This is a genomic window from Kibdelosporangium aridum, from assembly GCF_900176515.1.
GTDB lineage: Bacteria > Actinomycetota > Actinomycetes > Mycobacteriales > Pseudonocardiaceae > Kibdelosporangium > Kibdelosporangium aridum.
Genome location: NZ_FWXV01000002.1, coordinates 1713112 through 1738326, shown reverse-complemented (window position 1 = coordinate 1738326; position 25215 = coordinate 1713112). Strand labels below are relative to the sequence as shown.

Below are 25215 nucleotides of genomic sequence, written 5' to 3'. Positions count from 1 at the left end.
CCCCGGCCCGGCGGCTCTCCGGCCAAGAAGACCCCGCCGGGCCGGGTCTCCCACCCGCATCCCTGATGCAGTCAGGAGATCCCCATGCTAGACACCCCACCCCTGCATGATCAGACCACCACCGCGACCCGGGCTGTGGAGCATGACCTGTTCACCACACCGCGGCCGGTGGTGGGGCTGGACACACCACACGCCGCGTCGTGTCCCGTGTGGACCACCCCGAATGGTGAGTTGACCGACGAGATCTGCACGTGTGGCGAGCGGTGATGCCTGATGGCTCGCAGATCCGGCCGCCGCGTGCTGATCGGCGCCACCGTGGTGCTGGTGGTGGTGGCGTATCACCACACCAGTACCGCCGACACCCCTCCGGTCACGTCCCCGCCCGCCGGGAGCGGTAACCGCTACGTCAAACCTGTTGAGGGACGGTTCACCTCCGGTTACGGGCCCCGCCGCGGCGGGCCGCACTACGGCATCGACATCGCCGCCCCGACCGGCACCCCGATCCGCGCGGTCACCGCCGGCACCGTGATCGAGGCCGGGCCCGCGAGCGGATTCGGCCTGTGGATGCGGATCCGCCACCCGGACGGGACAGTCACCGTCTACGGCCACATGCACACCATCGACCAGCGCACGGGCTCCACTGTGGACGCAGGGGAGCAGATCGCCACGGTCGGTTCCCGTGGCCAGTCCACCGGGCCGCACCTGCATTTCGAGGTCTGGCCGCGTGGTGATCGCAGCGCGCGTGTGGACCCGGTGCCGTGGCTGTCGCGGCACGGCATCCGCTACTGACCACACCCCCTGTCGGCGCAGGCACGGGGTGGTGTGCATGACCACCCGCCGCGTCAACCATGGCAAGGGCGACCGGGACGCCAGCGACTGGAAACCACCGCGCCAGGCGGCGTGGTGTGAGTTCGCGACCGCCTACATCCTGATCAAGATCCGGTACCGCCTGTCGGTGGATCACGCCGAGCTGCACGGGCTGCGCCAGATGATGGCCGCCTGCCCCGCGTAAGGGCCAGGTCTCTTCCACTGGCAGGCGCCGCGCTGCCCGCGTCCGCCGCACAGATCGGGTTGCCCCCTGGTTCCAGCAAGCCCTCGCTGGGCTGGCGGGGTGTCGATCGTTCGTAAGACAACGTGACCGACCGCAAGCGGCAGCAGGCCAGCGCCGCCGACACGGTCAGAGTGTCCTATCAGGACACACCAGAGATTGTCCGGCGGCAACTCGCGCGTCGGAATCCTACGAACCCTGGCGGCTGTCAGGGAGGAGGTGATCAGCCATGACCACACAGCAGTCCACAGCGGAGCAGATGCGGGCGCCCACCGAGTCCGGGCGAGAGCACCGCAAGGGTGGTCCCGCTGGGGCACGCGGGTTCTACCTGGTGGCGGCGATGTCGCTGGCCGTGTCGGTGGATACGTCGTGGCGGTTTTTTGGTGAGCGGCTGGGGATCACAGCCATCTGGGAGCGGGCGATCATGTTCGCGGTGGTCGAGGTGGCGTTGATCGCGTGTGGTTACGCGATGCGTGCGGGTGTCCAGTCGGCGAGGGGTCGACCTGGCCCGGCGCGGCTGGTGGCCTGGATGCTGTGCGGGCTATCGGCGTACATGGCGCTGGATCTGTCCGGCCCGATCGAGGGGCTCGCCCGGGTGGCGTTGGGCCCGATCCTGGGCTTGGTGATGCTGCACCTCGCGCTGGGGATCGAGATTCGGCACGCTGCTGGTGGGCGCATGACCACCTGGGCGAAGGTCGGCCGTGAGGTGCGAGAGCGGCTGCTGTCCCGGCTGGGTCTGGCCGATGATCAGCGGGACGCGTTGGCCCGCACCCGCCACCGTGCTGCTGGTCGGGTGGCGCACCTGTCTTCCGCGCCGCGGGTCGTGTTCCGAGACCTCCGGCTGCGGCGTGCGCTGCGCGCGTCGAACGCCGCTCACGACCCGGCGATGCGGGAGCGGATGCTGGCGGAGTTGGCAGCGGTTCAGCACATGCGCGAGCTGGCCACCCTGCAGCAGCCGTCGCCGTGGCTGGCCGTGAGGTCCCCAGCGCTGCCCACCGATCTCCCCGGCAACGCCGCATCCACCCACACTGGACCGCTCGTGAACCCTGCCAGCCAGGTTCACGACAACGCTGCCGACCACGTTCATGAACACCGTGACGACCAGGTTCGTGAACCGCACCGGCCGACACGCACGACACCAGCCAAGAAAGCACGGCGCACATCACGGGCGAAGAAAGCCAGAGTGCTCTACGGCGACTACCTCGCCGCCGCTCGCAACGCGCTCACACCGGGCGTGATGCCCACCGCCAAGTGGGCTCAGGAAGTAACCGGCTGTTCGGCCGGGACCAGCGTGAAGCTCGCTCGTGAACTGCGCGATGAACTGGCCACACACACCTCCGTGAACGTCGCCGAAACCACGCAAGAGACGCCGGATCGGCAGGTGGCGTGATGTCCGCGTGTGAGGTGCTGGAGAAGTACGGCACGTGGGCGTTGGCCAAATTCACCGTCGCGTTGCTGGTGTTTCTGCTGCTGCACCTAGCCAGGTTGCCGCTGCTGGCGGTGGCCCGGTTGCTGGAAGCGGGCATGAGCGGCATCGACCGGCTGATCACCACCCGCGTCTCCACCGGCGACGGGTCGTGGTCACGGCAGGAACCGTTGCGGCACAACACATGAGGAGGTGACGACGCAGTGACCGCGGACAACGCGAGGCACATCAACCGCCAGCCCGATCCCGCCGTCGAGCCCCGGTCGAGCACAGCCCCGGCGGTGGTCGGTCGGGTCACGTCCCCCGCCGCGTCCCGGCGGGTGGCGGCGTGGCTGGGCTGGCACGGGCTGGAATTGGTCGGGGTCGGGGTGCCGCTCGCGCTGGCCGTCATGGTGGATGGCTGGTGGGCGGTGCTGGCCGGTGTGGTGGGAGCAGGGTGGGCCAGTCACGAGATTCAACTCGCGCGCCGCCACCGCTCCCACCGCGCTGAGACGCAGAAACCGTTGGGGGACAGCGGAAACGACGTGGAACTGTCCGGGAAGGACCGTGATCATGACTGACCGGCTCACGCCCGGCGAGGACCCGTCGGGCGAGCTTGCCAACGTGCACTACCTTTCCCCACCGGCTGGGTCCGGGCCGGTGGTGGACGCCGAAGTGGTCTCTGAAGAGGAGTACCAGCAGCGACGCAGCCAGAAATCCCAGGCCTTGGCCCGATACCAGGGCTACCGGCGCGATGTCACGCTCGCGGTGCACGCTGTGCGCGCCGCGGCGACACACCGCCGGACCGTCACGGTGGTCAAAGCGGTGGTGCGCAACGTGTCCTACCCGATCGCCGGGGCCGGGATCGTGCTCAAACACTGGCGCGACACGCACGGATCCGCCCGCTACGAGCGGCAGATGCGCGCCGCGGAACAGGCCGGCGACCAGGAAGCGCTGCGCGAGTGGGAAGCGCGGGACGTCGCGGAGAAACAGCGCCGCCACCAGCGGGCGATGGACTGGGTCGACACCCCGGTCACGCTGGTCAAAGCGGGCGCGGTGGCGGTCGCGGCGGGCGCGGCACTGCTGGTGGCGTTGGGGGTGATCCTCGCGGTCGCTCATGAGGACATCGACCAGGTGATCGGCCCGATCACCGCGGTGATCGACGCGATCGCCTGGCTAGTGTGGTTCGCCACCGCCTACGGGACCATTCTGATCAGCGGTTTCACCGCCGCAGTGCTGGTGTACTTGTGGAACAAGGGCCGCACGCATGCCGAGTGGACACCGACCTGGATGTCGGCCGACGCCGCCGCGCAGGACGCCGACCGGATGGATGAACTGCCCGATGAGGGCACCATCCTCAACGCCTTGAAGAACCTGAACATCAGCGGGTTCAACAAGGCGATCAAAGCGGGCTGGCGGATCCAGTTCCTGATGCCGCCGGTGATCGACGGCAAGGGCTGGCGAGCGCAACTGTCGTTGCCGCCGGCCTGCCCGGTGGAAGAGATCGTCAAGCGCAAGGCGATGCTGGCGCACAACCTCGTCCGCTACCCCAACGAGGTGTGGCCGACCGAGCCGCAGCCCAGTGTGCTGGACCTGTGGGTGGCCAAGTCCGGGGCCCTGTCCGGGCCGGTTGATCCGTGGCCGCTGCTGGCCGACCTACCTACGGCAACCTGCGATTACTTCGCCGGGGTCCCGGTCGGGATGACCATCAAGGGCGATGTCGTCCGGGGCCGGTTGTTCGAGGCCAACTACGTGATGGGCGGCGTGATGGGCTCAGGCAAGTCGACCCTGGCCATCAACCTCGTGCTGGGCGCGATGCTCGATCCGCTGGTCGACATCGACGTGGTCGTGATGGCGGAGAACGCCGACTACGAACCGATGAAACCGCGGTTGCGGTCGCTGGTCACCGGCAGCGGACCCGGCACCGTCGACCACGCCAAACGCCTGCTGGACAACCTGTTCGACGAGTGCACGGTGCGTGGTGAGGCATTGCGGGAGCACGCGACGGCCGGGATCGACGCCCGGAAGGTCAGCCGGGAGCTGGCCGAACGTGATCCGAGGTTGCGGCCCCGGCTGGTGATCATCGACGAGTGTCAGAACCTGTTCATGGGTGAGCACGGCAAGTCCGCGATCGAGGTGGCGTGCAAGGTGGTCAGCACCGCCCGCAAATACGCGATCACCTTCGTTTTCCTCACCCCCGAACCGTCCAATGACGCTTGCCCCCGCAAGCTCGTCAGCATCATCAGTAACAAGGCCTGCTTCGCGATCGGGGACCAGACCGGCAACGACGCCATCCTGGGCACCGGCTCCTACAAGGCGGGCATCTCCGCGGTGGGGCTGGAGCCGAAGACTGACGAGAGCGACGGCGACGTCGGAACCTGCATGGCGCGGGGCTTCATGGCCAAACCCGGTCTGCTGCGGTGTTTCTACGTGCCTCAGGCCGACGCGCACCGTGTCACCGAGCGGGCGATGCAGCTGCGGGACCAGGCCCAGATCGCAACAACCGTCCGCGCCGCCATCACCGCGGGCGACGCGCACGATCCGCTGGACGACATTGCCGCTGTGCTGGGCGAGGAGCGCAAGATGCGGACCCAGGAAGTGCTGCAGCGGCTGACCGAACGCGACCGCGCCCGGTACGCCGACTGGACCTTCGAGAAGCTGACCGCCTTCCTCGCCGATCACGAGGCCGCCCCGTACAAGACCGGCGGCGTCATGCACGTCCGGGCCGACCTGATCCACGACGCGGTCACGCGCCGTGACCAGGACGCGGCGTTCGACGACCCGGACAACGAGCTGGAAATGTAGCCGGACCCTCAGGGAGGCAGGGAGTTCTCCCTGCTGGTGTCCCTGAGCCCGCCTCCCCGCCCCTGCCTGTGCGAACAACGCGCAGGGACGCGGGGAGGCGACCACTCAACAGTTCCGGGAACCAGCCGGAAACCACACCCCGCGCCGGTGGTGCGCCGCTCCCTCCCAGGGACGTGCCTCTCCGCACCACACCCATCGAAAGTCACGCAGAGTGACAGACGTTTGGAGGTTTCGACCACCGTGACGAGCACCGACCACACCGCCGACATCGTGCTGTTCGCCCGCGACCACAACCGCGTGCTGTGCGTGTTGCTCATTCAGCGCATTGCCACCAGCGATGTGTTCCCGGGCTGGTGGGCGCTGCCCGGCGGCCACGTCCGCCCAGGGGAGACACCCGAGCACGCCGCCCAGCGCTACCTGGGTGCGGAGACCGGCCTGACCGCTTCGGTGTCCCTGACCCTGGTTGACCGGTACGACACGCCGGGACGTGACCCACGCGGCGACGTCATCAGCACCGCCTACACCGCCGTGCTGGATCCCATGCCATGGCCCGGCGATGATGCCCAAGCAGCGCAATGGATCCCGGTACCGCTCGCGATCGAACGCGGGTTGGCGTTCGACCACGCCACCATCCTGACCGACGCCCTGCGCAGCATGGGGCCCGTGATCGAGGGGACGTGACTGCGTCATGTGCAGAGCTGGCGGGCGGCGTTGCAAAGGCGGCGCCTCCCGCACCAAAACCAATCAGGCCGCCCGGCAACGCCTGTCCCGCGCCAACCGCGCGCTCGCCGCCGCGCAAGCCAGCGGCGATGAGGCCGCAATCGCTGGGGCGGAACAGAAACTCGCCGCTGCCAGGTCCCATATGGACACCATCAAGCAGGCCTGCTCTCACGACCCGGCAACACCGCAAGGGGACGTGACCACGCCTGCCGACGGCGCGAGCGTGGCCGACCAGATTCGTCACACCGTGCGCAGCATTGCCCAGGAACCCGGACGTTGGAGCAGCCTCGGATGGGTCTGCCTGGCCGACCTGCGCGAACGACTGCCGCACGTGGACCGCGAGGCCATGGACCGCGTCCTGGACGAACTCATCACCGACCCGGACGTGTCCCTGATGGCCGAAATGAACCAGAAAGCGCTGACCGACCGCGATCGAGCCGCGGCGGTCATGATCGGCGGCAAGCCCAGGCACCTGATCAACGTGGGAAGTCGTCCAGAACCAGACCCGGACGCGCTGGAACGTGTCCGGCGTCAAGGCCCGGCGAAGTCAAGCAACGCCGACCTCGCCGCCGCCCTGATCACTCCCAACGTCGGTGATGATCTCTACACGCAAATCCGTCAGGAAGAACAGCGACGCATGTGCGCAATCAGTAACCCTGATGCCACAGGGGAATCCCACGCCACCCCCGACGACCACCAACAGCAACGTCACGGGGATGTGACATCCACGCCATCTCCGGCGGTGGACCCCCGCGCTGACGACTACTACGTGGGCGAGCGAACCCCCACCCAGCCAGAAGAACGCGTCCGGGATATCGAACGCCAGATCCGGCGGGCCTATCAGAACATCGTCGAGGCGAAGGGGTTGGGACAGTCGGGATTGGTCGACCTGGCCGATCTGCGCAGCGAGCTCAACTGGGACGTCACCAAGGACGAGGTCGACGCCGTGCTCCGCAAGATGGACGGTCCTGGCGTGACCCTTATGCCCGAGGCGTCCGGCCTGCACCGATCACAACCCGCCGCGCAAGCCAACGCAGTACGCATCGGCAACGAAGACAACCACGTCATCAAGATCTGGGGCGGACCCGAGAACCACGACGCACACTCCATGATGGACACATCGGCCACCACAACACGGAACCAGGCGGCTCACGCGAAGGACGTGACACGCGCCGACCCGTCTGACGATGGCCGGACCCCGACCGACAACCGTGACGCACACGTTCAGGGGCAGGTCGTCCAGGCGTACAGGGACTTGCTTGCCGAGCGCCCTGGCCGTGACTGGGTCGGGCTGGACCAGTTGCGGGCACGCCTCAACCCGGACATCACCAAGGCGGAAGTCGACCAAGCGCTCAAAGGGCTGAGCCGAACCGGCACGGCCCACATCGCGCCGGAGTCGAACCGCAAAACGTTGACAGCAGCGGACCACGAGGCCGCCGTACGGATCGGTGGCGAAGACAACCACCTGTTCGCGATCACCCCGGCGACGCTTCGCGAACTCGGCAACCACCCGGCCACTGGCAGCACCGCGACAACGGATGATGCCCAGCCGATCGGAACGCGACCATCTGACCGTGCGGCGACCACCCCACCCGGTCACCTGCCGCGCAAGCCATCCGACGCCACGCGCAAGCCCGACAATGGGAACCGGGCAACCTCTGCCAGGGACGTGACCGCAGATGCCAGTGGGGTACGTGCTCGACTCGCAGCTCTCACGAACCGTGGGGAGGCGGACCGTTACCTATCCGATCTGAGGCTCAAGAAATCTGAGCTGGTTTCCCTCGCCAAACAGTTGGACGTCGCCGTACAGAGCAATGACACGATGATGGTGATTCGGCGCAAGATCGTTGATGGCACTGTGGGAGTGCGGGAGGACCACGCAGCGATCCGAGATCGGACCTGGGCACAGCAGAACACCACACCACCGACCGGACAGGACGTTCCCCCAACCGCCAACCAGGGGCGCGAATCCGCCGATTCCAAGTTCAGTGTCCACGGGAATGTCGGATCGCACGTCGTGATCCACGGCAACGTCACCTTCGGCCCAGACGGATATTCCGTCACTCCGGTCGATCCGGCCGAGTCCCAGCGACGCGCCCAGGAACGTGCCCGGCGGGCCGACGCCACGCGCAAGCCCGACAACAGGAATCGGGCAACCGCTGTCACATCACCCGACCGGAGCGAGCCAGCGAGGCAGAATGCCGGCGCGTCGGCCATCGCATCGCGTCTGCGGGAAACCGAGACGGAGGACGAGGGTGCCGAGTTGCTGCGGGCACAGAACCTGGACCGGGAAGGGCTGCTCGCCGTGGCCGGTGAGTTGGGTCTCTCACGGGTGGATCGCCTGAGCCAGAAGGCACTGCTGGACAAGGTGCTGAAGCAGGCGATCGGCGCTCGCCGCAAGTTCGCTGGGCTGCGCAAGTGGGACAGCGATGAATCCACGGCGAAACCCGAGCCTGGCCACGGCGGAGAACGTAGCCAACCGCGCACAGCCGCCCCCTCCGGACAGGCAGGACAACCAGGTCGACGGCCTGACAGGTCTGGCAAGTCCAAGCAGGGCAAGGCAACTCCCAGTGGGGACGTGACCACCGCGAAGGCCGACCGGGCGGCACGGCCGTGGAAGGACTCCACAAAGCCGGATACTGGCCTGTCACCCATCGCGGCACGCCTGCGGACAACCGAGACCGAGGACCAGGGTGCCGAGATCCTGCGCGCCCAGAACCTGGACCGGCAGGGGTTGCTGGCCCTGGCGAGCGAGTTGGGACTCTCCCGTGTGGATCGCTTGACCGACAAAGAACTGGAGAAGCGGGTCCTCAAACAGGCCATCGCCGCTCGCCGCAAGTTCGCCGGGCTGCGGAGCTGGAACAAGTGGAACGCCGACCTCGCGGACAACACAACCCTCGGCAACGACAGCACGACGGCCACACAGCCACCACGTGCCTGATCCGCGAACCGCGAGGCAGCGAGGTCGTACACCGCGCCACCCCGGCCCGCCTCGCGACGATCAACGCGAGTGTGCGGGACTGCTGGGACAAGGCGAATGCCCAGGGCGCAGAGGCAAGCTGACTGCACAGTCCAGTGAGGACGAACTGCCTCTTTTCACGCCCTTAGGGACGTGACACCAGCCATCTACACCGGTGGCTGGTGTCCCCAACCGGAATCAGGAGTACAGCTGTGAAGATCCGTCTTGAAGGGACAGCGCCCGAGATACTGACTGTGTTGGCCGCCGTGACCAACGTGTCCGAAATGGGTGAGGCCACGGTCATGCTTAGGCGTGTCGACGCGGAAGTGAACGTTCGACCCGATCCGCGATTCCTGTCCTACCCGTGGCCAGACAAGCAAGGGGACGTGACTCGCCATGACGATCACGACACCAACCCGATCGGTTGACAGCGGCTGGGTGCCGACCACGCCCGTCTACCGTGACCGTCCACAATTGTCGTTTCCCGGCGAGCCGACTCCCGCGCCGGGACTGGTGATCGTCCCGAGCATCAATGTGTTCACCGGCCGCTACACCGGTGGATGGACGATCATCCATACCCGCACCGGCCTGCACCTCGCGCTGGTTTCCATCCCGCTGGCCTACGCTCGGGAAGCCGCCGTGCTGTTGGCCGACGCCGGTGTCGACTGGACGTTGCCCGCGCAGCAATTGCGTGAGCAACGCGGGGACGTGACGCACGTGGTGTGGGACATCCGCAACCGTGTACACGAGTCCTGGCAGGACGGACGGCCGACCTGGTGGGCACGCCACAGCTGGCAGCACCTCGCCCCCGGCTGGATCGTGCAGACGGACGACTGGACCCAATCCGACTACGTGTTCGACACCTGGAACGACTTGGACGCCTGGCTGACCGAGCACGGTGCCAACCCCGCATACCGGGTAGAGGACGTCACCCGGCAGATCGAACCGACCTGGCGGCTGTGCTGTGCCGCACCGCTGTGCGACAACCGGTTCAACAACCCGGTGCTGCTTGACCAGACTGACGACGACGATGTGCCGTTCGAGGTCCGCGAACGCGACCGCGGCGACGTCGCCCGCTTCGCCGCCACTGTCGGCTGGACCCGGCACGACCGGGCCCATTGGACATGCCCGGACTGCACCCGGGAACACACCCGCAAACCGGATCGCGAGTTCGGCAGTTGAACCCTGCGCCCCCACGGTGGCGCAGCAGACATCCCGGTGCGGCGCGGAGACCTGACGCGCGCCCGCGCCGCACCGGCACCCACCTTCAGTCACTCCAACCCGAGGAGTTCCTTGTCATGTCAGGCCTTCCCGAAGTCACCATGTCGGGCACCCTTACCGCCGACCCCGAACTGCGGTACACCGCGAACGGCATGCCGGTCGCCAACTTCACCGTCGCAGCCAACGACCGCCGCTACGACCAGAAAACCGGTACCTGGATCGATGGGGACGCGACGTTCCTGCGCTGCACGGTGTGGCGCCAGATCGCCGAGAACCTCGTCAACTCGCTGAGCAAGGGCGCCCGCGTCATGGTCACCGGCGCCTTGCGGCAACGCTCCTACACCACCAACCAGGGTGACAAGCGCTACGCGTTCGAACTGGACGTCACCGAAGTCGCTGCCTCGCTGCGCTGGGCCACTGTGACCGTCACCAAGGCCACGCGCACGGACGAGAACACCGGCGCGCAATCCGGAGCCACCGGCAGTCAATGGAACAGCGAACCGCCCTTCTGAACCTGATCACGAGCCACACCGGCGCTCGGACAACAGATCAACTCCGATAACCCACCGAATCCGGCGGCGTGCCGCACTGCTCTCCAGCGGAGCGGCTACGCCGCCGCCCCATGTCCAGCGGTGCACACACCGTCACCGCCACCGACCGGACAACGCCCTCCTGGCTGCGAAAGGACACCGGTGATGGACACCGCCCACCGCCAGTTGCTCAACGCCGCCCTGGCCGCCGCCGACCGCGGCTGGCACGTCTTCCCAATCCAACCCGGCCGCAAGAAACCGCCCGCGCTGCACGGTGACACCCCGCGCAAGCCCTGCCCCCGCACCGGGATCTGCCGTACCGGGCACCAAGGCTGGGAGCAGCGGGCCACCACCGACCCGGACCGCATCCGCGCGGCCTGGACCCGAGCCGCATACAACATCGGCATCGCCACCGGCCCCAGCGGACTGATCGTCATCGACCTGGACCGCCCCAAGTCCGCACAGGACACACCACCGCACGACCTTGCCCAGCAGGGCATCCGGGACGGGCTTGACCACTTCGCCGCCATCTGCTCCCGCCACGGTCAGCCGTTTCCCCGTACCTGCTGGGGACTGACCCCGCGTGGCGGGACACACCTGTACTTCGCCGCGCCGACCGAGCGACAACTGCGCAACACCGAAGGGGAACACGGCAACGGCTTGGGCTGGAAAATCGACACCCGCGCGTGGGGCGGCTACATCGTCGCCCCCGGATCGATCACACCGGACGGTGAGTACCAACTCGCCGTCGACCTGACCCCGGCGCCGCTTCCCGCATGGCTGACAGCCTTGCTGACGCCCCAACCGGTCGTGCACACCACAGCACCCCCGCCGCGCACATCGCCGCGTCTGGCGGCCTACACAGCCGCCGCCGTGCGCGGCGAATGCGAACGGATCGCAACCGCGGCCGGCGGGACACACAAGAAGACCCTCTACAGCGCGTCGGGAAACCTCGGACAGCACGTGGCGGGAGGCGGGCTGTCCTATGCCGACGCGCACACCGAGCTCTACGCAGCGGCTCGGCACCTGCTCACCGCCGACTGCGACTGCACCGACTACGAGATCCGCCGCACCATCACCAACGGCCTGCGCGCGGGAATGCAACGCCCCCGCATTCCACCCGCGAAAACCCGTACTCACCAAGGGACGTGACCGCCCCACGTTGGAAAGGCACCACGGTGTAATGGACTTCGCCTGGAACGACCCGCACAGCGACTTGGTCAGTCTGTCCGGCGGGCCGCGTGATCACCGCTGGTTCTACTACGGCGATTGGATCGCCACTCGCAGGGCCAGCCGTCGCGGCCGGTATCCGCTGGAGCACCCGTGCGGCAGCAGCCGCTGTTACGCGCCCACCACCGCATTCGCCCACCAGGTCACCAAGGCGGGCACCGACATGGTGGCGCGCATTTGGCAGTACGTGCCGCCGCCGCAATGGGCGGCGTGGGGCGGCGAGTACCGCACGCCCGAAGAACAGCACCAGACAGAAACCCCTTCGTAGCAGGGGACGTGACATGCCAGCCCCTCAGAGTACGTGGCTGAGCGGCGACATCAACCCACCACGCGCGTACACCTCGATGACTTCAGGGAGACCGGATGCTCGATCCACCAATCACTAACGGGGACCTGACCTCGGTTGTCCAACTTGGTGTGCTGGCCCTCGCATTCGGACGGGTCAACCGGATCACCTTCCACGAAGACGGAGTCACACCGGAGTCCGACACCGACCACACCGTCATGCTCGGACTCGTCGCGTGCTCGTTCGCAGCACGCCATCTGCCTCACCTTGACCTGGGTCTGATCGCCCAGCTCGCGTTGGTACACGACGTGGTCGAGGTCTACGCCGGGGACACACCCACGTTGCGGATCACCACCGAACAGCAGACCAGCAAGCAGGAACGGGAACACGTCGCCCTTGAACGCATTCGGGCCGAATTCAGCAGACTTCCCTGGCTAAGCACGGTGATCGACCTGTATGAGAACCGAAGCACGCCAGAGGCACGGTACGTCAAGGCCATGGACAAACTCCTGCCGAAGATCACGCATATCGCCAACGGTGGCAGGACACTCCGAGACCAAGGCTTCACCATGCGCGAGTTGATCGGCCGATACGAACGACAACTACGCGAACTGCAGGACTATGCGGCGGATTTTCCGCCGCTACTCGAACTTCGCGCCGAGCTGGTCAGCTGGGTTTACAACGCCGTCGACCTATGTCCGATCGACGAGGAAGCCCAACGGAGCGCGGGGACGTGACATCCATCCATCGCGCAAGGTGTGTGACCACATCGGACGGAACAGAACAGAACACCAGGAGAACATCCATACCTCAAGGGACGTGACACCCGGCAGTCGCCACGTCACACGACAACGTCACTGTGGACAGAAGCGAGGCAACCATGATCACGGTCACGGACTTGTTCTGCGGTGCCGGGGGCAGCTCGTCCGGCGCTGAATCCGTTCCGGGAGTGCGTGTGGTGATGGCCGCCAACCATTGGGACTTGGCGATCGAGACCCACCAGACCAACTTCCCGCATGTCGATCATGACAGGCAGGACATCGCCCAGGTCGACCCCGGCCGATTCCCACGCACCGACGTGCTCTGGGCCTCGCCGGCCTGCACGTTCTGGTCCATCGCCCGCGGTGAGCGGCAGGACTTCGCCGACCAGCCCACCGACCCAACTCTGTTCGATCTCGATACCCCCGACGACACCGAAGACGAACCACTGCCAGATGAGGCGCGGGAACGCAGCCGGGCGCTGATGCAGGACGTGCCCCGCTTCGCCGAACATCACCGCTACCGCGCGGTGATTGTCGAGAACACGCCGCCGCTGCTGAAATGGCGGCATTTCAGCAAGTGGATCGCCCGGATGCGCAACGCCGGATATGAGCACAAGGTGCTCACACTCAACTCCGCGTTCGCCCACCAGCTGGGCGCCCCGGCGCCACAGCTGCGGGACCGGGTGTACGTGGTGTTCTGGCAGAAGCGGTACCGGGCACCGGATTTCGACCGGTGGACCCGACCGCGGGCATGGTGCCCATCGTGCGATCAGACCGTGACCGCGCTGCACGCGCCGAAGAACCCCAAGAAACCCTACGGCGCCTACGGCCGCCAGTACGTCTACCGCTGCCCGGCGGTGGCCTGCCGGGGAACCGAGGTCGCGCCGTACGTACTGCCCGCCTTGGCCGCGCTGGACCTGTCAGTGCGGGGAGAGCGGATCGGGGATCGCAAGGAAGCGTTGTCGCCCAAGACAACCGCGCGGATCGAGGCGTGGCTATCTCGTTTCACTCACGCACCCAAGGGACGTGACACTGTGGAGGAGCTGCGGGTGATGCCCGCGCTGGTTCCGGTGGAGGGCCGGGAGAACAAGAACGCCGCACCGGTCATGGCCCCGGCACGCACGCAGACCGGTCGGCACGAGACCGCACTGCTGGTCCCGGCCGGGGGCACCTGGAACGACACCGCACAGACCGCGGACGTGCCGATGCGCACCCGCACCACCCGGGAGAGCGACGCTGTGGTGGTAGTGCCGCTGCGCAACAACAACCGGGTCAAGACGACACTGGATCCGTTGGACACCTTCGCCGCGGGCGGCAACCATCACGCCCTGGCCATGGTGATACGCAACAACACACCCCGGGGCAACCCCGGCCAGATGTGCACGCCGGTCGGCGAACCGCTGCGCACCCTGACCACCGCTGGTCACCAGAGCCTGGTGACCTGGGATCCGAACATGCTCTACGCCTACGACACCGGCCGGATGCGTGGCGTGGACAGCCCGATGCCGACACAGACCACGGTCGAGGGCGACGCCGTGCTGCGCACCGCGCCATCGATCGAGGACTGCCTGTTCCGGATGCTGCTGGTCGAGGAAATCAAACTCGGCATGGCCTTCCCCACCGGATTCGTGCTGCTGGGAACGTCCAAACGCGTCAAGGTCCGCATGTGCGGCAATGCCGTCACCCCACCGGTCTCCCGCGACCTCTGGGCAGCCGTGGTCGAAGCCATCACCCGCGACGACGTCACGCCCCCCATCGACACGACACCAGGCGTGGCGGCATGAACGGGCCGGATCCCGCTCACCACCAGTCGCGAATGGACAGCACCCTCACGCAGACCGTGGTCGCGCGACAGGTACGCCATGGGCGCCGCGGTACTTGTCTTCCGAGCGGTCAAGTAAAGTGATGTCCCGGTCCCCAGCGTGCGAGACTGGAGACCGGGAATGGGCATTCCTCCTCGTTACTTGGACTTCAGGAGCCAGTTAGCGACACGACGGAACGTCCGCGCGAGAGCCTGGTCGACGTGGTCGTCCGGGCTCTCGCTGTTCCGGCCACTCAGTAGGTCGGCGCACAGCCAGAGAACGTGGCCAAGCCACTGGATCTTCATGCTCCTCCTTATGGTTTCCACTGCTAGATGATCCTTCATGTCCCTGATGAGTCAGCAGGACCGAACGAGTCACTAGCCGGGAACCCGCCTTCTGCGGGATGCATGAACGCTACCCGACAGTCCGGATTGTTCGACGTGCGGGTGTCCATTGTTCGGCCCATGATGTCTCGTTTTTCCGAACATCGCAGGTAGCGGCAGCCGCAGATCTGCCCATGTGTGCTAGCTGGTCAGGATAGGTCACGCCACCCGCCGCAGTTGTCGAAGCAGACGAACACAACGACGACTTCCCTCACCGTGTAGCCAGACTGACAGAGCGCTATCTTTCTGACTGTTAAATCTTCTGTCCGTGTAACTCGCATGCATGCATGAGAGCGTTTATGCATGCCTGCATACATGCGAGCCTTTATGCGTGCCTGCATACATGCGAGTCGCAACTTGAACGATTCGCAACCAGAATTGGCGATTTCCGCACTCTCAATTTATCGCTCATTTTTTGCAATGTCGTCCCAGTCGACCGGGCCGGTTGATGCGGCCACGCCGCGTGGTCCGCGAGGCGAGCAGACGGGCAGAACCTTCGAGGCCTGCGTCACCGGCTCACCAACGAACGATGACAACACACCAGCGAGTCCACATGAGACGGACGCAGATGTCGATCCGTCAAAGAGGGGACGTGACACCCCGTGATCGCGCTACCGCTACCCGACCCCGCACTCATCGTGTTGATGGGCGCGAGCGGTGCGGGCAAATCCACCCTCGCTGCGGCGCTGGCCGCGCAACACCCGGACGCCGTGGTCGTGTCGTATGACGCGTGCCGCAAGGAGATCAGCGGTGACGAGTCCAACCAGGCTGTCACCGAGCAGGCCGTCACCTTGGCGCTGCGCCGGATCCGGGAACGTTGCCTGCAGCGGCGAACGACCATCGTGGATGGCACCCACACGCGACTCGACCAGCGGACGTCGCTGGCCAGTCTCGCCGCGTGGTACCGGATTCCGGCCGTGCTCATCGCAGTGGCCACACCGCTGGAACTCTGCCTGGCACGCCAGAACCAGCGTGCGCGTCACGTCCCCGCCGACGTTGTCACGCAACAGCACGGCGACGTACTGCGCGCACTGACCCATCGTGGCCTGGCCGACGGCTACGCCCAGGTCCACATCGTCGGTCTGGACGGACAGGCTGGATTCGTCACGTCGCCCTGACACAGACAGACAGGTTGCCATGACCGCAGTAGCGCACCGGCCAGACGACTCGCGCCGCGGAAGTGACGACAATCGGACCACGAGGAGACAGCAATGGCATGGGAATGGCTGGCACCGGCAGGAACTGTCATCGGGACATTGATCACCGCTGGTCTGGGCGGTTGGATTGGTAGCCGACACTCAGGACGGATCCAACAGCGTCAACACGCCTTCGACAGAGAGACCAGCGTCATCGAGCGGGGACGTGAGCGAGCGGACGACGCCATCGCCGCTCTCCGCACGCTTCAACATCATTCGACCACTATCGCGCGCTGGCATTACGTTCCCCCCTCACTCGACTCGGATGATGTGACGGAATCCCGCGCGGCACACGAGCGACTCGGTGCGGCCATTGAGTACTTGACAGTTCAGACCGTACGGAGGCAGATCGAGCTGATTTATCTTGTCATCGGCATGTCCGCGCTGGTGACTCGCTACGGGCGCACCGAATTCGAAACTACCGAGATGATGATCGTCTCTGCCTGTGCAGAGGGCATCACTGTCCTGGGCCGCTACCTGCGAGACGAACAGGCTGACGAGCCATCGCAGACTGTGCAGGCATTGCTCAACGCCTACAACCGCACACGAGCCCTCTTCGCGTCCCCCTCTCCGTGTACCTACCCGAAGTTCACCTGAACCGTTCTCCACCGCCTCCCGCAACATGCGTGATCACGGCAGTCGCAGCGCCGGATTCTCCTTGTGTCACAGAAACAAAGGCGGGTTGCCCGGAACGCCAACATTGCGGCGGATAGCCATGTCCAGCACGAAGGCGTCGCACCACGAAGCCTGTACATACCAAAGGGACGTGACATCACCAAGCACTTGTGGACGCGATCGTGGCTACCGCCGTACGCAAGCCGGAATACGACGTGTACCACGGCGACGGCCCGGGGCCGTCGCACCCCACGTTGCGCGACAACGCCACTGCCGTGGTCATCCGAATCCAACGGACCGCATGACAGCCCGCGCCGGGCTGCCGCCGACCCAAGCCTTCGCTGGCGGCGGCAGCACGGCACACGCGTGAACTCCACAGAAAGGCAGGTTGCCATGACCACAGCGGCGCACCGGCCCGACGACCGGCACCTGCATCCCGTGCCCACAGACGATCCGGTGGACCGTGCCGATCAGCCACCACGTGACAACCGGCCGGTGATCCGGGTCGGCTCCGACCCGGAAACGATCCGGGCCCTGACCACCGCGCTGGACGCCCGGATCATCCCGGACACCTACGTCACCGACGGTGCCCCGGTCGTGGTCGAGGCCGTGTCCGGCGCGGGGGACGTGACATCCGGGGACGTGGATGTGCCCCTGCCGCTCACCGTGTCGGTCCTGCGCCCGGCGCTGCTGGCCAGCCTGCTGGCCGAACACACCACGGTGTTGAGTGACAAGGGCGAGGAGTCGCCCAAACGCGACGTGCTGGCCGCGGTGCTGTCTCGCCAATCCTGGCCCGGGCTGCCGCCGATGCGGCGCATCATCTCCACCCCAGTGCTGCGCCCGGACGGCACGTTGCTGCAGACGCCCGGCTACGACCGGGCGACCGGGTTCTACCTGGCACCCGGCGATGGGATGCACCTCGAGCCCATCCCGGACAAGCCCACCACCGCCCAGGTCAACGCCGCGTGCGAGTTCCTGCTTGATCGGTTTCTCGCTGACTTCCCGTGGCGCACGCCGGCCGACCGCGCGAACTACATCGGGTTGCTGGTCACGCCGATCATCCGGCCGTTCACGCACGCTTTGAGCCCGTTCGCGATCGTGGACGCCACCATGCCTGGATCGGGCAAGACCATCCTCACCAGCTGTGTCGGGCTGCTGGTCGGGCAACGGGTGCTGACCTGGACTGACAGCGAAGACGAACTGCGCAAGTCGATCACCACCGTGCTGTCCGACAGCGCCGGTGCGGTCGTGTTCGACAACTTGGAGGAAGGCAGTGTCGTGAACTCCGCTGTCCTGGCCCGGCTGGTCACCGAACGGACGTGGGCCGACCGGAAACTCGGCACCAACAGCGCCGCGGTGTACGACAACGACCGGCTCTGGCTGGCCACCGGCAACAACCTGCGCACCGGCGGGGACATGGCCTCGCGCACGGTCTGGGTCCGGCTGGACCCGGACTGCCCCCGGCCGGAAGCCCGCACGGGATTCAGCATCCCGGGACTCGATTCCTGGATCCTCGATCCGGCCAACCGCGCGGTGGTGCTCCGCGCGGTGCTGACGCTGGTGCTGGACTGGACCGCGCACGGCGCACCGACCAGCAGTGCCGTGCCGGAGATGCGGCAGTTCACCCGCTGGGCACGCTATGTCGGCGGGTTCCTGGAACACCACGGCGTGCCCACGTTTCTGGGCAACGCCGAAACCGCCCGGGAACTGGACGACGACGCCGCCGAATGGGCGGCGTTTTTGCTGCGCTGGCACCAACTGCACGGCGACACCCGCCTGGCCGCCAACGACGTACGCCGCAGCGCTGAACCCAGCGCCTACAGCGACGACCCATGGAATGGCCTGTTTCCCACCACCCCGGCCGGAAAGCTGCTGTCAGTCAAGTCCTTGGGACGACGCCTCACCGGCCAGGTTGACCGGTGGCGCGGCGATGTGGTGCTGCGGTCGGCGAACGACCCGGCCACGAACGCCCGCATCTACTGGGTCCACCGCGCAAGCGCGGACTGATCGCCAAGACAAGCACTCGCGTCGCGAGCACCCCGTGCGGTGCCGCGCGGTGCCTTCTCACGCCATCCGCATCGAACAAATCAATCCATAGTGGACAGAAAGGGGTATGACCAGCTGATGAACGAGCAATTCCGGACACCCGGCGGCGGCAAGCGCACCAGCAACGACACCGGCAGAGGGACGCGGGGCCGGGTGCTGCTTCTGCTTGCCCTCGCGGTCGCGTTGCTCCTGGCCATCATCTACGTCCCGGACGTCATCTCCAACCTCTGGGACGTCATCTCGGATGTCCTCTCCGAGCACACGGGGACGTGACAGCGCGCCGGGAACGAACCATGGCGAACCGCGGACCCCGGAGTGCGCGGAGATCCAACGGCCCCCTCCGACCCCGTCGGTCGAAAAATTACGCGCAGTGACGTACACGGGGGTGATGGCGGACCGGTCGAGTCGGCCGGGGGCGTGGCGATGTGGTGCCGTGGTCCGCGAACGACCGGCCGCCAACACCCGCATCTGCAGGGTCCAAGGACACAGCTCGGACTGACCCCCCGAAAACAAACCCGGAAACCCGGAAACCCGGAAAACACTGTCTGACCAGGCAACGCAACCGCCGGGTTTCTCCTCAGGGCATCCGGCTCAAACCCGGAAACCCGGTGATTCCGGGTTTGCAAACCCGGAGATCAATTCAAACCCGGCACCTGTTTGCCCAGGTCAACCCGCGTCTGCCGGGTTTCCGGGTTTAAAACCCCTCTTACCGCCCCCTCCGGTTACAGCCACACCAGACAGGCTGGAACCGGAGGGGGCAGCGGGGGGCGTGACACCTCACTACGACCGTTCCAGCGCGACCAAGACGCCCAAAGTGCCGCACGGCACCGTTACGGAGCGCATGCGTTGATGCAACGGTCAGAACGGGAGACCACCGCGTGACCACCGCCGGTACCCAGCCCGTAGCCGAGCCGCTGTATTACCTGCCGCGCGAAGTGGCAGCCATGCTCCGCTGTTCGGAGTGGTGGGTGAAAGAACAAGCCCGGAAGCGCCGAATTCCCTTTATCTGGATTGGTGGCAGTTATCGGTTCACAGCAGACCACATCAGGGAGATGGTGGCGCTGTTTGAACGCCGCCCAGCTGGTGAATCGACTGCCCCAGCAGCTGATCAGGCCCGCGCCCATCGCCCGGTGGACGCGCATGGGCAAGTGGTGCGGCTTACCGCGCGCAGACCCCGTCGGGCCCGTAAGGCGGCTGGGTGATTAGGCAACAAGCGCAACCGAGCGCCCGTCATCGTCCTGATGGCGGGCGCTTCTCAAACGAGGCAGGTCATTGTGGGGTACGCCGAAAACCGTGGAACCTACTACCGCGGGCGGTACAAGATCGCGCCGGGCAAGTACGGCACGGTCAGCGATGCGACCGGCGCGACCATCAAGTTCCGCACCAAACGCGACGCCGAGCAAGCCGCCAACGATGAGGAAGCCAAGGTCCGCAACGGCAAGTGGCGCGATCCGGCGGCTAGCCGGATCAAGTTCGGCACGTACGTGTCGACTTGGTACGCGCGGCAGGATCTCGCGGCGTCCACGATGCAGAACTACTTGCGCCACATAGAGGAGCACCTGCTTCCGGAGTTCGAGGAGAAGGATCTCAACGAGATCCATGGGCCCGATGTCGGTGCGTGGGAGAAAAAGGAAAACAACGCGGGTTACGCAGCGTCCAGCGTCAAGACATGGCGGAGCACGCTCCACCTGATACTGGAGGACGCCTTTGACGAAGGGCTGATCGACGCCAATCCCGTCACGAAGCGGCGAGGCCGCGGGAAGCGGGCGGGCCGATCTCGTCTGCGAAGCCCGGAAAAGGTCATCACAGATCCACTCGGTCTGCTGCTCATCGCCGAACGCGCCGCATTGCTGTCCGGTCGAGACGATGAGTTTGTGGCCATCACCGTCAAGGGATATACCGGCATGCGATGGGGCGAGATAGTGGGACTGGAGACCAAGTTCGCCCGGCCCAAGGCGATTCGAGTGGAATGGCAGTTGTACGAACTGAGCACCGGCCTGCATCGGTGCCCACCCAAAGACGACAGCTACCGCACGATCGACTTGCCGAGTTTCCTGGCGATGCTGGTGTCGGACCATATCGCGCGAACCACGCCGCGACCGTGCGCCTGCCACGGCCGAACGTACGTGTTCCGAGGTCTGCGTGCCGCGAACAAAGCTGCGCATCGCCCCGGGGCGAAACTGATCGATGTGGCTCGCCGAGCGGGTGTCTCGGCGACGACCGTGTCGAACCTGTTCAACCATCCGGAAGTGGTGGCGGAGGAGACGCAGGCACGGATCAAGCAGGCGATCGCCGACCTCGGGTACGTCCGTGGCGGTGTATCAAGCGAGCCCGCCGCGCATTGGCGCCGGAACGGGTTCGCCCCGTGGCTGTTCGAGCCAGCCGCGACGGGGTGGTATCCGAAGAAGGCGCCGCACGAGGCCCACCCGGTCCCGCTGCTGGGTGAACCATGGCCGGGCATTCCTGTCCGTGGTCGCAACGCTTCCGGACGCGCGGACGCGTGTTGGGTGCCAATCGCGCCAGGACTCACGCCGCACGGCTTGCGCCACACGCACAAGACGCGGATGCGTGGATTGGGCACGCCTCCGCCGCTGATGGATGAGCGGCTGGGGCACTCGGACGGCACTGTCCAGGCCCGCTATGACCACGTCACGCCCGAGATGCGCCAACAGCTGATGGCCGGGTTGACGGCCGAGTGGGAGGAGGCTCTCGGCCAGCGCAAGGCAATGTGTCCGACGTCGCCGGTGGCCGTGCTCGATGAACTGTTGAGATCGCGGCCGAGTTGACCTGACGGACCAGAAGACGCCCTGAAATCCAAGATCGTCTCCCCGATTTCTCCCAACAGCGGCCGGAAATGCAAATCAGGGTGGGTCTCAATCTACTTGAGACCCACCCTGACCTGGGCTTACCGGTGTCGGGGTGGCGGGATTCGAACCCACGACCTCTTCGTCCCGAACGAAGCGCGCTACCAAGCTGCGCCACACCCCGGCTTGTCTTGCAGGGGATACTCTAGCGGACGTCTGCCCGGGCCCCGAAACGGGTATTGGGTTTTGCTGCTTCTCCGCCGTTCGTCCTGGGTACGAGGGTCAGCAGGCTGGCTTCCGGCGGGCAGGCGAATCGCACTGGGGCGTATGGGGATGTGCCGAGTCCGGCTGAGACGTGCAGCCACATGTGGCTGCCCCAGCGGGAGGCGCCGCGGGCGCGGGAGCGATCGAGATCACAGTTCGTCACCAGTGCGCCGTAGCCGGGGATGCGGAGTTGGCCGCCGTGGGTGTGGCCCGCGAGGACCAGGTCGTAGCCGTCGTTGGCGAAGGCGTCGAGGACCCGTGGTTCGGGTGAGTGGGTGATGCCCAGCCTGAGCGCTGCTGTGGGGTCTGGGCGGCCTGCGATTTGTTGGTAGCGGTCGCGGCGCAGGTGTGGGTCGTCCACGCCGGCGACGGCGATGTTGCGGCCGTCGACGCTGACGATCTTGCGGACGTGGGTCAGGTCGTGCCAGCCGCGTTCGATCATGGCGGCGCGCAGGTCGCGCCAGGGGAGTTTGATGCCGTGGATGCGCTTCTTCTTCGCGCTGGGCAACAGGTAGCGGACTGGGTTTTTCGGTTTCGGCGCGTAGTAGTCGTTGCTGCCGAAGATGAAGATTCCTGGCCTGTGCATCAGGGGGCCGAGGGCGCGTACGACCGCGGGTACTGCCTGCTTGTGCGCGAGGTTGTCGCCGGTGTTGACGACCAGGTCTGGTTCGAGTGCGTCGAGGGCCGCGATCCAGCGCTGCTTCGACCGCTGCCCGGGCAGCATGTGGATGTCCGAGATGTGCAGGATCCGCAGTGGCCTTGCGCCTTCACCGAGGACGGGAAGGGTGGCTTGGCGCAGTGTCCAGCGTCGTCGTTCGATTCCTGCCGCGTACGCGACGGTCGCCGCACCTGCTGCTGTCGTTGCCATAGCGATTCGGGCCCACGTACTCACACCTTCGAGAGTACGGCGGCTCGCACTCGCCGTGGCAGCCGCCGCCATGTTGGAAGGCGGCGGTAACGTTCGTGTTATGGCGGAGCTCAAGGACAAGTTGAAGTCGGACCTGGTCGTCGCCCTGAAGGCCAAGGACACCGCCCGGCTGGGCACCCTGCGCATGGTGCTCGCCGCGGTGAGCACCGAGGAGGTCTCGGGCAAGGAGGCACGGGAGCTCACCGACGAGGAAGTCCAGCGCGTGCTCACTCGTGAGGCGAAGAAGCGCAAGGAAGCCGCCGAGGCCTTCGAGTCCGCGGGCCGCGCCGACCAGGCTGCCGCCGAGCGCGCGGAGGCTGACGTGATCGCCGAGTACCTGCCCGCTCAGCTGTCCGACGACGAGCTCGCTGATCTCGTCGGCCAGGCCGTGGCCGAGGTTGCCGAGCAGACCGGCGGCGCGCCGACCCAGAAGCAGATGGGGCAGGTCATGAAGGCCGCCAACGCCAAGGTCGCCGGTCGGGCCGAGGGCGGCCGGGTCGCCGCCGCGGTGAAGGCGCGCCTCAGCCAGGCGAACTGACCGGCGCTGTCCGTCTAGAACAGCGCTGACGAATAGGCCTGGATTCCGACTGTCGGCGCTACCACCGATGCCTATTCATACAGCGGTCGGCATATCAGTCACGCCAGCCGGACGCCATGTGCTCGACGCGTAAGGCCTCGGTCAGCCGCCCGATCGCGTCGAGGAACTCCACCACGCTGGAGAGCCGGCACGTCAATCATCCTTTCCAACCATCAGCGTTCAGAGCCGCCCTCCGGGAGTGTTGGCAACGTTACTTCTGAAGCTTGATCCAACTGCCTTTCCAGAAGGTTGTGTTCAGCCCGCGCCGATTCCACACGCGCGATGAGTTGCTCAAGTACGGCATCGTCCGACTTACCGACATAGTCGCCTATGCGCAGTTCGGCGGCGCGAAGCTCGGTTTCCAACGTGTCGGCGAAAGCTTGGTGATTAAGGCTGCGCTCCTTGAATTTGAAATAAGTCGACACAGTTGCAGCAAGCCCCACGAGCAAGGTGTTCACAACCGCAGCGACCCGCATCAACCCAGACTCCACAGAAAAAGCGACAAGCGCAGAAGCACTGATCGACCCCACGATCACAACACTCTGCAGAAAATTGTGAGTACGACGAAGCTTTCTCGCACCCAGCCGGTAGGCCTCTATCTGGTCAGGAATCATTGCTCGATATGCGAACCGCTGAGCCCCGACGCCTTGTTCTCGTGAAGAAGTCCGGGCAAGATGAGCCATCCGCCTTCGAAGCTTCGACGTCAGCGCCAGAAGCGCATCCTTCTCGGTATAGTACTCCGGGCCGATGAGCAATCCTGACATCAACAGCATCGACCCGACGAGCACCGCACCCGACGAGAACCCACGCACACCGGTTACAATTGCCAAGACCACAAAGACAGCCAGAAGCAAGACGAGACCACCAGGAATTGCTCGCATTACCGTAAGGCCGAGTTTCTTTCGACGAATCTGCTCGCGAAGCTCCAGAACCTGATCATCCGATTCAGCCGGACGGCTAGCGGAGGCATTCGTAGCACTCATGACCCGTAATCTATCGGACTGCCCCGGCCGCAGCGTCAAGTCACAACGGGTTGCCTCACCGCCCTTCGACCCGATGAACCCGCAGATCAGCAGGCGATGTCCAAATGAGGACCTTGCCCCCTGTCAAGCGAAGCGACGCGTGATCCTCATCCAAACCGGCCATTTCGTTGCGAGGCGAACAAATAGATATCTCTGCGGGGCCTGTCGGACCGTTCCCCACTCACGCCTGACGCCACGACAGGGTCTTTAGTCCTCAGCCGGACGACTGGAAGTCACCAAGGTTTGGCTGGTTGCCATCCGATCGGCCGAATGTTTAGGGTTCAACTCACGGTGGGTAACAGGGAGCTTGATCAGTGCGAGTAGAGCTTGAGTGTTCAACTCGGGACGCTCTGCGGGTGGAAGGACCCATCATGAGCAGCCTTTCCACGCTTGACCCCCGCTTGCGGCTGCATGCCGCTCGCCTTGCCACCGTCTCCGCATTCGTCGGTTTCCTTGTCTTCCTTGGGTTTCTTGTTCCTTTTTGGATTGTCCTGATCGTCGCGGGCGCCATGGTCGTGATCGCACGGGTTGTCCGGGCGTTCCGGGCCGCGGCGCGCAAGGTTGATCAGATCCTTGCCGAGGAGCTTCCGCCGAGTGGACGCATCGGGTGACTACCGCCGGTCATTGATTTGGC

At 65.9% G+C, this 25215-nt stretch carries 28 protein-coding genes and 1 tRNA gene; 25 read left to right on the top strand and 4 right to left on the bottom strand.

Annotated features, from left to right (window positions below):
• The first annotated feature begins 84 nt into the window (after positions 1-84).
• From B9C43_RS17860 to B9C43_RS17785, 16 genes are all read left to right on the top strand, one after another.
• A complete protein-coding gene (locus B9C43_RS17860; RefSeq protein ID WP_084427654.1) occupies positions 85-267 on the top strand; it encodes a hypothetical protein in 183 nt (60 codons plus the stop codon).
• A gap of 6 nt (positions 268-273) precedes the next feature.
• Positions 274-789, top strand: a complete 516-nt coding sequence (locus tag B9C43_RS17855; RefSeq protein ID WP_084427652.1) for a M23 family metallopeptidase — start codon at positions 274-276, stop codon at positions 787-789.
• Positions 790-826: 37 nt separating this feature from the next.
• A complete protein-coding gene (locus tag B9C43_RS17850; protein WP_084427650.1) occupies positions 827-1012 on the top strand; it encodes a hypothetical protein in 186 nt (61 codons plus the stop codon).
• A 265-nt stretch (positions 1013-1277) separates the two neighbouring features.
• Positions 1278-2438 carry a hypothetical protein gene (locus tag B9C43_RS57540; protein WP_084427648.1) on the top strand — a complete coding sequence of 387 codons (1161 nt, stop codon included), beginning with the start codon at positions 1278-1280 and terminating at the stop codon, positions 2436-2438.
• Complete coding sequence (locus tag B9C43_RS17840; protein WP_084427646.1) at positions 2438-2662, top strand: hypothetical protein; 225 nt, start codon at positions 2438-2440, stop codon at positions 2660-2662. Before B9C43_RS57540 ends, B9C43_RS17840 begins: the two co-directional genes overlap by 1 nt.
• 15 nt (positions 2663-2677) lie before the next feature.
• Positions 2678-3034 (top strand): hypothetical protein, encoded by a 357-nt coding sequence (locus tag B9C43_RS17835; RefSeq protein ID WP_084427644.1) that lies wholly within the window; start codon positions 2678-2680, stop codon positions 3032-3034.
• A complete protein-coding gene (locus B9C43_RS17830; protein WP_084427642.1) occupies positions 3027-5258 on the top strand; it encodes a P-loop nucleotide/nucleoside kinase family protein in 2232 nt (743 codons plus the stop codon). Before B9C43_RS17835 ends, B9C43_RS17830 begins: the two co-directional genes overlap by 8 nt.
• A 240-nt stretch (positions 5259-5498) precedes the next feature.
• Positions 5499-5939, top strand: coding sequence for an NUDIX domain-containing protein (locus B9C43_RS17825; RefSeq protein WP_200825559.1), 441 nt, complete (start codon positions 5499-5501; stop codon positions 5937-5939).
• A 7-nt stretch (positions 5940-5946) separates the two neighbouring features.
• Positions 5947-8919 (top strand): hypothetical protein, encoded by a 2973-nt coding sequence (locus tag B9C43_RS58480; RefSeq protein WP_235038664.1) that lies wholly within the window; start codon positions 5947-5949, stop codon positions 8917-8919.
• 230 nt (positions 8920-9149) lie between these two features.
• A complete protein-coding gene (locus B9C43_RS56705) occupies positions 9150-9365 on the top strand; it encodes a hypothetical protein (RefSeq protein ID WP_084427638.1) in 216 nt (71 codons plus the stop codon).
• On the top strand, positions 9334-10119 hold the full coding sequence (locus B9C43_RS17810) for a hypothetical protein (RefSeq protein WP_143446380.1): 786 nt from the start codon (positions 9334-9336) through the stop codon (positions 10117-10119). Before B9C43_RS56705 ends, B9C43_RS17810 begins: the two co-directional genes overlap by 32 nt.
• A 116-nt stretch (positions 10120-10235) precedes the next feature.
• Complete coding sequence (gene ssb, locus B9C43_RS17805; RefSeq protein WP_084427634.1) at positions 10236-10670, top strand: single-stranded DNA-binding protein; 435 nt, start codon at positions 10236-10238, stop codon at positions 10668-10670.
• 183 nt (positions 10671-10853) lie between these two features.
• The gene (locus tag B9C43_RS17800; protein WP_084427632.1) at positions 10854-11840 is read left to right on the top strand and encodes a bifunctional DNA primase/polymerase; all 987 of its coding nucleotides are present in this window, start codon (positions 10854-10856) and stop codon (positions 11838-11840) included.
• Between the two features lie 31 nt (positions 11841-11871).
• On the top strand, positions 11872-12186 hold the full coding sequence (locus B9C43_RS17795; protein ID WP_084427631.1) for a hypothetical protein: 315 nt from the start codon (positions 11872-11874) through the stop codon (positions 12184-12186).
• A gap of 95 nt (positions 12187-12281) precedes the next feature.
• Positions 12282-12941: an HD domain-containing protein gene (locus B9C43_RS17790; protein WP_084427629.1), complete on the top strand. Its 660-nt coding sequence runs from the start codon at positions 12282-12284 to the stop codon at positions 12939-12941.
• Positions 12942-13084: 143 nt separating this feature from the next.
• Entirely contained in the window at positions 13085-14749 is a 1665-nt protein-coding gene (locus B9C43_RS17785) for a DNA cytosine methyltransferase (protein ID WP_084427627.1), read from the top strand.
• A gap of 176 nt (positions 14750-14925) precedes the next feature.
• Here the strand turns inward: B9C43_RS17785 and B9C43_RS56700 are convergent, their stop codons facing one another.
• A complete protein-coding gene (locus tag B9C43_RS56700; RefSeq protein ID WP_160096549.1) occupies positions 14926-15072 on the bottom strand; it encodes a hypothetical protein in 147 nt (48 codons plus the stop codon).
• Between the two features lie 680 nt (positions 15073-15752).
• Here B9C43_RS56700 and B9C43_RS17780 point away from each other — a divergent pair.
• The 7 genes from B9C43_RS17780 (at position 15753) to B9C43_RS17755 (ending at position 21793) form a co-directional block, all read left to right on the top strand.
• Complete coding sequence (locus B9C43_RS17780; RefSeq protein ID WP_084427625.1) at positions 15753-16268, top strand: AAA family ATPase; 516 nt, start codon at positions 15753-15755, stop codon at positions 16266-16268.
• A 93-nt stretch (positions 16269-16361) separates the two neighbouring features.
• Positions 16362-16943 (top strand): hypothetical protein, encoded by a 582-nt coding sequence (locus B9C43_RS55610; RefSeq protein WP_143446379.1) that lies wholly within the window; start codon positions 16362-16364, stop codon positions 16941-16943.
• 200 nt (positions 16944-17143) lie between these two features.
• Positions 17144-17266, top strand: a complete 123-nt coding sequence (locus B9C43_RS59595) for a hypothetical protein (RefSeq protein WP_268811568.1) — start codon at positions 17144-17146, stop codon at positions 17264-17266.
• A gap of 88 nt (positions 17267-17354) precedes the next feature.
• Positions 17355-18968, top strand: a complete 1614-nt coding sequence (locus tag B9C43_RS17770) for a hypothetical protein (protein ID WP_235038663.1) — start codon at positions 17355-17357, stop codon at positions 18966-18968.
• Between the two features lie 117 nt (positions 18969-19085).
• Complete coding sequence (locus tag B9C43_RS17765) at positions 19086-19280, top strand: hypothetical protein (RefSeq protein WP_143446378.1); 195 nt, start codon at positions 19086-19088, stop codon at positions 19278-19280.
• A gap of 605 nt (positions 19281-19885) precedes the next feature.
• Entirely contained in the window at positions 19886-20209 is a 324-nt protein-coding gene (locus B9C43_RS60100) for a helix-turn-helix domain-containing protein (protein ID WP_084427621.1), read from the top strand.
• Between the two features lie 72 nt (positions 20210-20281).
• A complete protein-coding gene (locus B9C43_RS17755) occupies positions 20282-21793 on the top strand; it encodes a tyrosine-type recombinase/integrase (protein WP_084427620.1) in 1512 nt (503 codons plus the stop codon).
• Positions 21794-21921: 128 nt separating this feature from the next.
• Here B9C43_RS17755 and B9C43_RS17750 read toward each other — a convergent pair.
• Together B9C43_RS17750 and B9C43_RS17745 are read right to left on the bottom strand one after the other, a co-directional pair.
• A tRNA-Pro gene (locus tag B9C43_RS17750) sits at positions 21922-21995 on the bottom strand.
• 21 nt (positions 21996-22016) lie between these two features.
• Positions 22017-22943 (bottom strand): metallophosphoesterase, encoded by a 927-nt coding sequence (locus B9C43_RS17745; RefSeq protein WP_033391296.1) that lies wholly within the window; start codon positions 22941-22943, stop codon positions 22017-22019.
• Between the two features lie 100 nt (positions 22944-23043).
• Here B9C43_RS17745 and B9C43_RS17740 point away from each other — a divergent pair, with 100 nt between their 5' ends.
• On the top strand, positions 23044-23520 hold the full coding sequence (locus tag B9C43_RS17740; RefSeq protein ID WP_084427618.1) for a GatB/YqeY domain-containing protein: 477 nt from the start codon (positions 23044-23046) through the stop codon (positions 23518-23520).
• A 212-nt stretch (positions 23521-23732) separates the two neighbouring features.
• Here the strand turns inward: B9C43_RS17740 and B9C43_RS17735 are convergent, their stop codons facing one another.
• On the bottom strand, positions 23733-24542 hold the full coding sequence (locus B9C43_RS17735) for a DUF4231 domain-containing protein (RefSeq protein WP_084427617.1): 810 nt from the start codon (positions 24540-24542) through the stop codon (positions 23733-23735).
• 410 nt (positions 24543-24952) lie between these two features.
• On the opposite strand from B9C43_RS17735, the gene B9C43_RS17730 reads away from it, so the two are divergent.
• Entirely contained in the window at positions 24953-25192 is a 240-nt protein-coding gene (locus tag B9C43_RS17730; RefSeq protein ID WP_084427616.1) for a hypothetical protein, read from the top strand.
• Positions 25193-25215 lie beyond the last annotated feature (23 nt).